10 protein-coding genes are annotated in these 12,004 nt (G+C 63.9%); 1 reads left to right on the top strand and 9 read right to left on the bottom strand.

All coding sequences use genetic code 11. From position 1 onward, the window contains the following. Positions 1-39: 39 nt before the first annotated feature. The 9 genes from THECO_RS07655 to THECO_RS20520 form a co-directional block, all read right to left on the bottom strand. The gene (locus THECO_RS07655) at positions 40-1,026 is read right to left on the bottom strand and encodes a DUF58 domain-containing protein (protein ID WP_015254460.1); all 987 of its coding nucleotides are present in this window, start codon (positions 1,024-1,026) and stop codon (positions 40-42) included. Further along, positions 1,023-2,015, bottom strand: a complete 993-nt coding sequence (locus THECO_RS07650; RefSeq protein ID WP_015254459.1) for an AAA family ATPase — start codon at positions 2,013-2,015, stop codon at positions 1,023-1,025. The genes THECO_RS07655 and THECO_RS07650 overlap by 4 nt, the downstream gene beginning before the upstream one ends. A gap of 23 nt (positions 2,016-2,038) precedes the next feature. Next, the gene (locus THECO_RS07645) at positions 2,039-3,778 is read right to left on the bottom strand and encodes a hypothetical protein (protein WP_015254458.1); all 1,740 of its coding nucleotides are present in this window, start codon (positions 3,776-3,778) and stop codon (positions 2,039-2,041) included. Between the two features lie 116 nt (positions 3,779-3,894). Beyond that, entirely contained in the window at positions 3,895-4,839 is a 945-nt protein-coding gene (locus tag THECO_RS07640; RefSeq protein ID WP_015254457.1) for an ABC transporter permease, read from the bottom strand. Continuing rightward, entirely contained in the window at positions 4,836-5,768 is a 933-nt protein-coding gene (locus tag THECO_RS07635; RefSeq protein ID WP_041854287.1) for an ABC transporter ATP-binding protein, read from the bottom strand. Before THECO_RS07635 ends, THECO_RS07640 begins: the two co-directional genes overlap by 4 nt. A gap of 77 nt (positions 5,769-5,845) precedes the next feature. Beyond that, positions 5,846-8,248: a DUF7408 domain-containing protein gene (locus tag THECO_RS07630; RefSeq protein WP_015254455.1), complete on the bottom strand. Its 2,403-nt coding sequence runs from the start codon at positions 8,246-8,248 to the stop codon at positions 5,846-5,848. A gap of 133 nt (positions 8,249-8,381) precedes the next feature. Beyond that, on the bottom strand, positions 8,382-8,693 hold the full coding sequence (locus THECO_RS07625; RefSeq protein ID WP_015254454.1) for a YbjQ family protein: 312 nt from the start codon (positions 8,691-8,693) through the stop codon (positions 8,382-8,384). A gap of 66 nt (positions 8,694-8,759) precedes the next feature. Beyond that, positions 8,760-9,563, bottom strand: coding sequence for an undecaprenyl-diphosphate phosphatase (locus THECO_RS07620; RefSeq protein ID WP_015254453.1), 804 nt, complete (start codon positions 9,561-9,563; stop codon positions 8,760-8,762). An 85-nt stretch (positions 9,564-9,648) separates the two neighbouring features. After that, positions 9,649-10,650: a DUF4184 family protein gene (locus THECO_RS20520; protein WP_015254452.1), complete on the bottom strand. Its 1,002-nt coding sequence runs from the start codon at positions 10,648-10,650 to the stop codon at positions 9,649-9,651. Positions 10,651-10,790: 140 nt separating this feature from the next. On the opposite strand from THECO_RS20520, the gene THECO_RS07610 reads away from it, so the two are divergent. Continuing rightward, positions 10,791-12,002, top strand: coding sequence for an MFS transporter (locus tag THECO_RS07610; RefSeq protein ID WP_015254451.1), 1,212 nt, complete (start codon positions 10,791-10,793; stop codon positions 12,000-12,002). Positions 12,003-12,004: the final 2 nt, after the last annotated feature.

Raw genomic sequence — 12,004 nt, 5'->3', positions numbered from 1 at the left:
GTTCTCCCTCCTTCGCGTTCAAGTTCGGCACCGATCCGATCAACGCGGCCGCTGCAGCAATCCGTGCCGCGCCATGCGGACGAGCACCGTCTCCTCGAGCGGCACGGACGTATCGACGGCGAAATAGACGAAGCCGAGCTCCATGCATCTTCTTCGAATGGCCCGGACGTGTTCCTTCAGCGCTTCGTCATAGGCGCGCAGCGCGTTCTCGTGAACGGCCACATCCTTCGCCGCTTCCGTCTCGGCGTCAATGAGCCGAAGCTCGCCGCGCAGCGCCGGCCGCCACTCGTCCGGCGCGAGCACATGCACGAAGACAAGATGCTGTCGCGCCGCGGCGAACGCCTTGAGCGTCTCCTCAATCCCCGAGGCATACAGCCCGTCCGTCAGCAGCCAGCTGACGCCGGGCCGCGGCGGCAGCGCGCCGGGCACAGCAAGCGGGACCCGGAGATCCTCGGCGCCGGGATCGGCGGCAGGGCCAAGCGACTGTTCAAGGAATTCGAACAAGCGGTGCGCCGCGCCGCGTCCCCTGACCGGATGAAGACGGCCTTCGACGCTGCCGGCAAAGCGGACGGCCGCGGCGCGGTCGTCGCCGCAAAGGGCGGCATAGCCGGCGCACGCCGCAATCCGGGCGGCATAAAGCAGCTTGTTCGTGTCCGACCATGTGTCCGGATTCGTCTCCGGTTTTCCGGGCTCGAAACGCATGGACCGGGATACATCCAGATAGAACGTGACATCCGTCTCCTGTTCGTCCCAATATTGCCGGATATAAGCCCGCCCTGTGCGGCCGTAGACGTTCCAGTCCAGCCGCCGGATATCGTCGCCCGGCACATATGCCCGGTAGTCCGCGAATTCGAGCGAACTGCCGAGCGCGCCGGAACGCCGTTTACCCTGCTGCGTGCCGCGCGTCCGCCCGGACGCCGCAACGGCCAGCCGTTCGACGCCCCTCAGCAGCGATTCTCCGGGCCGAACCAGCTTGCCTTTGTTTCCCTCCGGGGCGGAATGACCGGCTCGGTCCGCCGCGCTCACGGCGAAACCCCCGCCGCCGCGAGCACTTCCGCGACCAGCTCATCCGGCCGGATGCCGGATGCAAGCGCTTCGTAGCCGAGCACGATCCGGTGCCGGAGCACGGGCGCGGCCGCCGCGGCAAGGTCGGCGCGCGAGACGTGCAGGCGGCCGTCGAGCAGCGCGCGCACCTTCGCGATGCCGACGAGCGCCTGCACGCCGCGCGGACCGGCGCCGTAGCGGACATACCGCCGAACGGCGTCCGGAACGTCCGGCTCGCCCGCGTGGGTCAGCATGACGATCTGGACCGCCAGATCCAACATATCGTCGGAGACGAGCACTTCCTTCGCGTACTGCTGAATGCGGTGCAGATCTTCAGCTCCCGCGGCCTTCTCCGCCTTCGCTTCGTGTGCGGAAGTGGTTCGCGCGACAATCTCCTTCAGTTCGGCGCGGCTCGGATAGGCGACGTCAATCTTGAGCAGGAAGCGGTCGAGCTGCGCTTCGGGAAGCGGGTAGGTTCCCTCCTGCTCCAGCGGATTCTGCGTCGCCAGCACGAAGAACGGCCGCGGCAGCGGATGCGTCTCGCCGCCCGCGGTCACCGTGCGCTCCTGCATCGCCTCGAGCAGGGCGCTCTGCGTTTTCGGCGTCGCCCGGTTGATCTCGTCCGCCAGGATGAGGTTCCCGAAGATCGGCCCGGGCTGGAACCGGAATGCGGCCGGCTCGCCGGCGGCGCCGAATTCGACGATGCGCGTTCCCGTAATGTCGGAAGGCATCAGGTCGGGGGTGAACTGGATGCGCGAGAACGTCAGATCCAGCGCGTCCGCCGCCGTGCGGATGAGCATCGTCTTGCCCAGTCCCGGCACGCCTTCCAGCAGCGCGTGGCCTCCGGCAATCAGGCACCACAGCAGTTGTTCGACGACCGTCTCCTGTCCGACGATCACCTTCGCGATCTCGCGCCGAACGGCATGGATCCGCTCGACGGCTTCCGCGATGTCCGCTTTCGATTCGATCATGGCATCCTCCCGTTCCGAATCGTTCACCGATCCGGCTGTATCTCATCGAAATAGTTCTTGACGCGCTCCTTCAGCGAAGGCGGCAGCGTGCCGGCCGACAATGCGCGCCGGGCGTCCGCCTCGTAAGACGCGTACACTTCTTCATAACTGCGCACGCCGCCGTCGACGGCCGGCGAGCTGCCGCCTTCGGTTACGGCGCCGCCGGACGCGGGACCGCCGTCGGTCGTCACTTCGCCTTCTCCCTCGTAGATGCGGGGCGTCGTGACGAGCGTCCGGCCGCCGCTGCCAAGCCCGGCTCCGCCGCCGGTACCGCTGCCCTGGCCCCTGCCGAGGCCGGAGCCGCTGCCCGATCCGCTTCCGGCGCCGCTGCCGCCTGAACTTCCCGTTGCGCTTCCGCTTGAACCGCCGCCGGCCGGGCTTCCCGAACCGGTGCCTTCAGCGCCGCCGCCCGCAGAGCCGCCGGATGAAGAGCCGTTTTGCCCCGACCCGCCGCCGGTTTGACCCTGCCCCGCATCACTGCTGCCGGTCTGCGTTCCCTCCGAACCCGGCTGCCCGCCGCCCGGTGAAGCCGTTCCTTCATCGTCACCGGCCGCGTCGGCATCCGCGATGCCGTTCCAGCCGCTGCCCGCAGTTCCCGCGGTATCCAGACCGAGCCGCGATCCGGCCGCCGCCAGCGCGGTTGCCGCCTGTTCAGCCAGCGCTTGCAGCTCCTCCGCCGACAAGGCGGCTTCCATCGCCTGTCCGATCGCTTCCGATGCAGCTTCGAGTTCGCCGTTTCCCAAAGCGTCCGCAGCTCCTTCAAGCGCTTCACGCAGCGCATCTTCTCCGGCTTCCGGCGCCTTGCCGGCGAGCTCCCGCAGCCGTTCCGCGAGCGCCTCCCGCTGTTCGGGGCTGAGCCGCGCAATCAGGCTTCCCAAGCGCTCCGCCGCTTCGGCAACCCCGCGCCTGTCGCCGCGTTCCAACGCCTGTCCGAGTTCGCCGAGTTCGGGCGTCCGCTGCATCTCGTTCGCCAATGCTCGGAGCGCTTGCTGCTCCTGCTTCAGTTCGGCGGCGAGACGCGCAATTTCCCGCTCGGCCGCCTCCCATTCGGCGCGCAGCGCATCCGGCTCCATCCGGAGCGCCTGCTCCCGCAGTTGGTTCAGCGGCTCGGTCAGCGCCTTGCGCTCTTGTTCCGTCAGTCCGCCGGATTGCTCCAGTTCGTCAAGCGCCTGTTCGATGCGGCCGATCTCGCCGCTCAGCGCCGCGCGGGCGGCCAGCCGTTCATCCATCGGGTTCGGCAGGAGCAGCAAAATCGCCGCAGCACACCAGATGGCGGCAAGACCAAGCAGGTATCGCCGCTGCTCCCGACCGCGCGGCCACGGAATCCGCTCGCCCAGCCCGGCCGCGAAACGGGCTGCCTCCGCTTCGGCGTCGGCGCGCTGCAGGCGCGTGATCGGCGTATCCAGATGCAGCAGGTCGAGCGCCGTGACGATGGCATCGTTCGTGCCGGCGCGATCCATCTCGCGGGCCGCCGCGCGTTCATCGATGCGCGGCCGGAAGGAAGCCGCCGCACCGGCGGCGATTCCCAGGGCGGCTAGCGCTGCGGCGATGATCGGCGCATCCTCGACCGGCAGGAAGCGAGTCGCCGCAAGCAGCAGGACCCCCGCGCAACTTCCGGCCAGAAGCCCGGCGGCTGTGCGCCGCACGAGCCGGACAGCCATGAGGCGCCGGCGCACCGGTGTCAGCAATTTCAGAAGCTGCGGCTCATGCAATGTTCGGGACATGCTCCCCCTCCTTCCGGTCCGGCAGGAATGGATTCCGGGATGAACCTCCACGGTTATTTAACACAATTAATGATTTATATCATTATCCTTTCATGTAATGAGTCATCAGATTGCCATCAGCCTTGGCCTGCCGCCTTCTTCCGTTTCCGTTTCAGCACGGGCCGGATGTGCCGGATGCTGAGCAAGACCGCGATGACGGTCAGTACCGAGTAGACGAGGAAATATTCCTGCCACAGCTCGATCGGCGCTTCGGCGGCCGATGATGAGCCGGACCAGGCGACACGAAATATGCTGCGCGACAGATCGGGCTCGAAGATGCTGATGAGCGCCGCCGCCGGATTCAGCCCCATCAAGAAGCCGGTCCAATTATAATAGCCGGGCGGATTCGGTTGACTTGCGACCGAGTTTACGATCATCAAGTTCAATATGAGATACAGGAACGCCGTGCCGCCATACATGAACAGCGTCAATCCGTACGATGTGATGACGGAAAGCATGGTGCGTTTCATCAATGTGGAGAACAGGACGCCGAACGATCCGAACGACAGCATCGTGAACAGATAGAAGGCGAACACCGTCCCGACCTGTCCCGGCGAAATGCCGCCGTACAGGAAGACGATGCTGAATACCGGCATGGTCGAAATGACGAGCAAGGTCATGAAACCGAGCGATGATACCAGCTTGCTCAGGATGATGCTCGTCGAGCTCTGCTGCGTTGTAAGCAGCAGATTCAGCGTCTGTTTCTCCCGTTCGCCGCTGACGACGCCGGCGGTAAGCCCGGGCGTCATGAACGCGATCAATCCGAGCTGCGCGAGGCTGATGAACAGGAACATCGTCCGGCTCCGGCCGGGATCGAAAGACGCCGCTCCGAGCCCGTGATCCATGCGGAAAATGTACATAAACCCGAACGCCAGAATGCCGATGGCCGTCAGATAGAACAGCAGCGCCCACATGGAACGAGACGTCCGCATGCGGAGCGTGAATTCCTTGCCGAGCACCGGATTGATGAGCCTCGTCCGCAAGTCCGGCAACCGGCGCTTGGCAGCCGACTGTCCGCTCATGTCTTCACCCCGATTCCTTTGGTCATTTCGAGGAAGACGTCTTCCAGATTCGTCTGCGCCTCGCTGAAAGCGATCGGCCGGACGCCGCGTTCGACGAGCCGGACGAGCAGTTCCGCCTGTTCTTCGTCGCCGCCGGCAAATTGGAATCTTACGAGCTGCCCGTCCCGCATGACACGTCCCACATGCGGCTCGCCTTCCAGCAGGACGACCGCTTCTTCCGCTCCTCCGGCCAGCCGAAGTTCGAGGATGCGCCCCGCCTGCAGCCGGTGTTGAATCTCGGCGACGCTGCCCTGGGCGATCATTCTCCCCTGTTCGATGACGCCGATCTCATCCACCATCTCCGCCAGTTCGGGCAGGATATGGGAGGAGATGATGATGGTCTTGCCCATCGCTTTCAGTTCTTTCATAATCTCCCGCATTTCAATCCTTGCGCGGGGATCGAGACCGGATGCCGGCTCGTCAAGGATGAGCAGGTCCGGGTCATGAACGAGGCAGCGCGCCAGGCAGAGCCGCTGTTTCATGCCGCGGGACAGCGTGTCGACATAGGCATCCTTCTTGTCTGACAGGTTGACGAGTTCGAGAAGCTGCGGGATGAGCGCTTCGCGCTCCGCCCGCGGAATGCCGCAGCTCGCGCCGTAGAAATGCAGATATTCCGTCGTCCGGAATTGATCGTAGACGCCGAAGAAGTCCGGCATATATCCGATTCGCCGGCGCACTTCCTTCGGCTCTTCGGTCACGTCGATGCCGTCCACCCGGACGATGCCGTCGTCCGGCGCAAGCAGCGTCGCCAGAATTGCCATCGTCGTCGACTTGCCGGCGCCGTTCGGTCCGATGAATCCGAACACGGTCCCGCGCCGGATCGTCAGGTCAATCGACTTGAGCGCCTGAAAATTGCCGAACCGTTTCGTGAGTCCCCGGATCTCGACCATGAGCCGGTCGGAACCGCCGGCGGAATCCGCCTGCCGCGAGTTTTCCGCCGGCAGCGCAGCTTGTTCGGTTCGCTCCGTCATTCGGCCGTCCCTCCTCCCAGTTCCAGAACAGGCAGACGATAACGGATTCTGCCGCTCGCCTCAAGCTGCATCCGCACCGTATGCTGATCCGTCACGTACGATTCCGCCGGTCCGGGCAGCGTGTACGAATCGGCATCCATCTGGACCGGCTCCCATTCGCCGGACGCATCGTTCCACACGGACAGCGTCGCATTGTTGAACGCTATCGGTTCATGCTGACGGATGATGAAGGAATGGTACGGCTCATCCCGCCAGGGCAGCGGATATTCGAAGTTGAGCGTCCCGTCGGCCATTTCCAGAAGATCGTCATGGATATTGCCGAATTCTAGCATGGCGTTCCGGGTAATCACGGGCTGCACGATGCCGGGTACGCCGCCTGCGACGTCGGCAACCGTCAAGTCCAGGGGCTGCGCCCACAGCGTCACGTTGTCGGACGGCACCGCCGAACCGTTCACTTCGAACCAGCCTTCGCCGTCGGAGCTGAATCCGACGATCAGCGGAACTTCACCGTCCACCGCCCCGTTGATCTTGGCGTTTCGGCTTTCATTCAAATAAGCGTCCAGCAAGCCGCGCTCGCGGGCATAAGAATCTTTCCCGCTTGGATAAGGGAACAGCAGACTGCCGTACGATGCGTAACCGATACCGGCAACAATCGACGGGCCGCCGGCGTACGGGATATTGACCGTGCCCGATTCTCCGCGCGCCAGGTCGCCGATGCGATAGGCCACGCCGTTCATCAGCACGCTGACATGCTTCAGATCGGCCGCGGTTTGATTCGTCACTTCAATATCGAGGTAGCTGCCGTTATACGCGATCGCCGTGTCGAATTGGCCGTACCCGGGCGAAGCGCCGAAATGAACCCATGCCTTGCGGATGGACCAGTACGGCACGTCCCGCCATTCGGCCGCCGCGCCCCCGTCGGTCATCCGGGTGAGCTTGCCGCCCGAGAGTCCGGAGACGCCGCTCTGCACGAGATCTTCATCCCGCAGCGGAACCGCAAAGTCGGCTCCCTCGAATGATACGCCGACCTTTCCGCCGGACGGCACGAACACGGCCGCACCCGCGGACCGGTCCGCCCAGCCGTCGCCCGAAAGTTGCACGGCGCGGACGCTGTGCGCTTTAACGGTCCGCTTGTCCGCGGAACCGACAGTGAAGATGACGACGCTGCAGATCACGGACAGTACGGGAATGAGCCACCACATCCATTCGCGGCGGTCGAATTTTTTCAACAGCAGGTACAGGATCGGCGCTGCAAGCAGCACATAGATGATGAAGAAGAGCGACAAATGGCCGATTTTCGGCGGCTTCAGGGAAGGAAAGTAGCTCAGAATCGAATCATAATGCCAGAAATCGTAGCTGTACCCGTAACGCACACCTGTCATGACCGGATACAGCCCGATGCCGGTCAGCATCCGTTCCCACAGCTTGGGGCCTCCTCCCCAGCCCGCAAGCGGCTCGACAGACGGGTCGAACGCCACATACAGGACGCTGCCCGACCCGTACGCGCGGACAGCTGAAATAGGAACGCCGTCCGCCAGTGTGACGATGCCGGCTTGCAGATCCCCGGTCGATACCGTCATCGGCATTCCGGCCGGCAGCGGCTCTTCACCGATCGCTTCCAGGATCCGGGCCGACTCGAGCTCGGCCGTTCCGCCGGGCGCGACGGGCACAAGATCAGCGAACGCGGCGGCGGTCTTCGCATAGCCGGCGCCGCCGGATACGACCAGCCGGCCGCCGCGGATCACCCAGCCCCGGATCGCATCAATCCGTTCCTGCGGCCAGTTTCCGGTCGGCACGTCGTTGAGCACCAGCATGTCCAGTGCGCCGAGCTGCAGCGAATCCGCCGGCAGATCGTCCTCCTTCAGCACGATCGTCCGGAAGTTGTAGCCGCGCGTCATGAGCAGCGCGAGAACATTCATCGTATCCGGGTCGCGCGCCACGACGCCGACAGTTGTCGAACTGTCGCCCGAACCCTGCAGGTAAGGTTGGCCGGACACAACCGGAACCTGCCGTCCGGACCCCGCTCCGCCTTCATCGAACCGGATTCGGTTGTTGTCCTTGTTGTACACCATGCCCGGCACGGTCATCTCGACGATCATCGGCGTGTCCGCGGGCAATTCGGCGGGAACGGCGATCTCCTTCGGAAACCCGTCGTCATACGCGAACACGACATCGCCGCGCAAATCGCGGCCCGTGCGGTTCGTGAGCGTCAGTCTGAGCCGCGTATATTTCCCCTCTTTATAGACGGACTGAAAACCGAGTTCCCACCGCATCTCGATGCCGGCCTCCGTCTCCGCTGCGGCGGCCGGCTGATCGGGCCACAGCAGCAGCAATGCCAGCAGCGCGGCCAATGCGGCAGGCAGCCAAACCTTGATCCATCGGCCGAGAACGTCTGCCAAGTGAGGTCTACCCCCCGTACGCAGTCTGAATCTGTTTTATATTTGACGCCGTGGCGGGATTTAAAGTTGCACTAATGCAAGACAGCTCCGAACGACGTCGGAGCTGCAAGCCGAATTGTGGTCTCATGATGTCTTACACGCGGACCGCCGTGCCGCTCACGGCGACCATCAGCATGCCTTCCCGCACCACTTCGTAGTCGATGTCGATGCCGACGATGGCGTTCGCGCCCATCCGCCGCGCCTGCTCGACCATCTCGCCGATCGCGATGTCGCGGGCATCCTTGAGCTTGTTCTCGTAGGCGCCGGAACGTCCCCCCACGACGTCGGTGATCGATGCGAGGAAGTCGCGCACGATGTTCGCGCCCATGATCGCTTCACCGGTGACGATGCCGATGTAATCCAGAATCGGTCTGCCTTCAAGCGTAGGGGTGGTCGAAAGATACACGGGCTTCATCTCCTCAAACGGTTTTGCTCTCCTATACGGATCAGCGGTCGCGCCGTTTCAGGGAAGTCACGACATCACCAGCCAATAGAATAGCCCCGCAACGACGAAACGGTACAACGCGAACCAGGTCAGCCTCAGCCGCTTGATCAGGTTCAGGAATGTCACGACGGCCAGCATCGCGACGATGAACGACGCGGCGCCGCCGATCAGAAACAGCACGAGATCGTCCTTCGTCAGCAGGTCGCGGCTGTCGTACAGGTCGAGCACGGTGGCGCCGAACATGACCGGCACGGAGATGATGAAGGTGAAATCCGCCGCCGCCTTCCGGCTCGTGCCGAGCAGCATGCCGCCCGAGATGGTCGAACCCGAGCGGGAGAAGCCCGGCCAGAGCGCGAGACATTGGAAGATGCCGATGCCGAGCGCTTGCTTGTATGTAATGTCGTCGGTATTTTCGCTCGTCACCCTGCGCTTTGCCAGCTCCGCCGCGATCATCAGGATCCCGCCCGCGACAAGGCTGATCAGCACCGGACCGGGGCCGAACAGAACGTTCTTGATAAGATCCTTGAACAGCAGATACACGATGAGTGCGGGCAGCATGGCCAGAATCATGTGGATGACGTTCAGTTTGTTCGGCACGTTCAGCTTCAGGCGGACCATATCCTTTAGAATATCCATATAACGGCGAAAATAGAGCACGAATACCGCCAATACGGCGCCGAGCTGGACGACAATCTTGAACGTGTCCGCCGACCCGCCTTCATACCCGAGCAGATTCCCCGCCAGAATCATGTGTCCGGTCGACGATACGGGCAGAAATTCCGTCAGGCCTTCGACGATTCCGAGAATGATGACTTTGAACAGATCTTCCAATCTTCACACGCTCCTGACGTTGTTCCAATCTTATCTGCGAAAACGCACCCCGCCTTGTCCACTCTATACCGCCCGCATGCGCCGGTCAACCGGCCGAGGTCCAGTCCCGCGGAACGCCCGGCTTCACGCCGCCACTGCCCGGCGGCGAGGAGCGTGCGGCGGCCGCGCATCCCGCGGCGATCAGACTGACGCACCACAATGAAGCAATCCAGCAGGCCGTCAGCGCCGGCTCGCGCATCCGCCCGGCGGATGCCATATCGAGCAGCTTCGGCAATACCGCCTCGGCCAGGTTGTATCCGGCCATGACGATCAGCAGCGCCGCCAGCGCCGTCCATGCCGCTCCCGGGCGATGGCGCGTCAGCGCCGCAATCATCCAGCCCGTGACGAGCGCCGTGAACGGGGCCACATTGATTGCGCCGGGCAGATTAACGGGCGGATCGATCACGACCTTCGCCGCCAGCACGACGGCCATGACCACGGCGGCGATCAGACGGAAACGGCGCTTGTCGGCCGGCGGATGCGCGGGCGATCGGCTTCCGCCGGATTCCGCCGACCGGAAAGCGCGCCAGCGCAAGAACACATACAGCGCGATCGCGGCGGCACCAAGGGCGGAGAGGACGAATTGCAGCGACTCATAGACGACGAACCGGCCGATGCCCGGCGCATGCAGCCACGCGAACCGGTTGGTGAAGACCGTATGGCCATGCGTCCAGCCGTCCATGAACAGATGGGTCAGAAACCCGATGAATAGCGACGCGATGAACGCCAGCCAATCGCCTGCCGTCCGCAGCGGCCGCATCGACAGCCGTTCGGCGAACCGGTCAAGCCCGCCGCAGGACGGCAGCAAAAGCGGCAAGGTCGGCAGCAGCAGCCGCCCCATGACGAGCGCGGCGGCCGAGCACAACGGCAGATGGATGAAGAAGAATCCCGCAAACGTATGGCCGATCGTCCGGTACGGCTCCATCGCGGCGAAATATTCGAAGTCCGGCGCCATGCTGCCGAGCACCAGCCCCGATGTGCGCAATGTGTGCGGCATCAGCCGCTTGAGCGGCGCCGCGAAGAACGGATGGGCGAACGTATGCGGCATGGCGATTCGTCCTTTCCGTTTCAGCGTACCGTTTCATCATAGCGCGTCCGATCATTTTTTTCTAGTGACAATGGAAGCAAACGGGAGTAGAGTGGATAGGGAACGCATCATCCACAGGACATCTCCGGGAGACGTGAAATATGCAGCCTCAAATCGCAAAAACGGAAACCATTCAAGCGGGACAACCGCTGATTGCGGCCCGGCAGGCGGATCATGTCCTGTTCGTCGCCGTCACCTTATTATACTGGACGACCATGTACATCTATGTCCCGATTCTGACCCCGTACCTCGAGTATCGGGGCCTGAGCCTGCAGGCAATCGGACTGGTGCTGGGCAGCTACGGCTTCGTTCAGCTCCTGTGCCGGTTCCCGCTCGGCATCTGGTCCGACCGGCTTCGGCGGCGCAAGCCGTTCATCCTGCTCGGGATGGCGAGCGGCGCCCTCAGCTGCCTGCTGTTCCTGCTTCCGGATTCGTGGCTGTGGACGCTGGCCGGGCGGGCGGTGTCCGGCATCTGCGCCTCGACATGGGTGGCGTTCACGGTGCTCTACGCCGGCTACTACGCGGAGACCCAAGCCGTCCGGGCGATGAGCAACATCAGCTTCATGATCGTGGCCGGTCAGCTCATCGGCATGGGCTTCAGCGGATGGCTGGCGGATGTTGCCGACTGGAACGCGCCCTTCATCGCAGGCGCGGCCATCGCCGCCATCGGACTTATCGCCGCCTGCTTCATTCGGGAGCCGAAAGGCGGCGTCTCCCGCACGCCGATGACGTTCGCCGATGTCGGCGCCGTCGTGCGCGAACCGATGCTGATCAAGGTGTCGCTGCTTTCCATACTCGGCCACTGCGTGCTGTTCATCACGATGTTCGGTTTCACGCCGCTCAAGGCCGTGAACGATCTGAACGCCTCGAACGCCGAACTGACCTGGATCGTCTTCGCGTTCATGATCCCGCACGCCTTCGCGTCGCTGTACAGCGGGAAATGGGTCGCGCCGAACATCGGCGTCTGGAATACGCTGATCCTCGGATTCGTGCTGAGCGGCGCATGCACCGCGGCCATCGCATGGACGCCGTCGCTGCCGGTGCTGATGGCGACGCAGGCGCTGAACGGACTGGCCCAGGGGCTGTACCTGCCCCTCCTGCTCGGGGCGGCCATCCAGGACGTGCCGGGACCGAAGCGCGCGACCGCGATGGGCTTCTATCAGGCCGTGTACTCGGCCGGCATGTTCGGAGGCCCCTATCTCGCGGGCTTCCTGAACGACTGGTACGGCATCGACAGCGGGTTTTACTGCGGCGCCGCGTTCGCCTTCATCGCCGCGGTCCTGTCCTTCCTGTGGCGGAAACGGACGGACTGATG

The organism is Thermobacillus composti KWC4, from assembly GCF_000227705.2.
GTDB lineage: Bacteria > Bacillota > Bacilli > Paenibacillales > Paenibacillaceae > Thermobacillus > Thermobacillus xylanilyticus.
Note: the sequence above shows the minus strand (reverse complement) of the source record. Positions and strands in the feature narration are given on the sequence as shown.

What these genes read in the sequence shown, in the direction of transcription:
- THECO_RS07635 (WP_041854287.1), bottom strand. Translation starts at nt 5,768, where the DNA reads ATGGTCGAGATCCGGGGACTCACGAAACGGTTCGGCAATTTTCAGGCG.
- THECO_RS07645 (WP_015254458.1), bottom strand. Translation starts at nt 3,778, where the DNA reads ATGTCCCGAACATTGCATGAGCCGCAGCTTCTGAAATTGCTGACACCG.
- THECO_RS07640 (WP_015254457.1), bottom strand. Translation starts at nt 4,839, where the DNA reads ATGAGCGGACAGTCGGCTGCCAAGCGCCGGTTGCCGGACTTGCGGACG.
- THECO_RS07610 (WP_015254451.1), top strand. Translation starts at nt 10,791, where the DNA reads ATGCAGCCTCAAATCGCAAAAACGGAAACCATTCAAGCGGGACAACCG.
- THECO_RS07650 (WP_015254459.1), bottom strand. Translation starts at nt 2,015, where the DNA reads ATGATCGAATCGAAAGCGGACATCGCGGAAGCCGTCGAGCGGATCCAT.
- THECO_RS20520 (WP_015254452.1), bottom strand. Translation starts at nt 10,650, where the DNA reads ATGCCGCATACGTTCGCCCATCCGTTCTTCGCGGCGCCGCTCAAGCGG.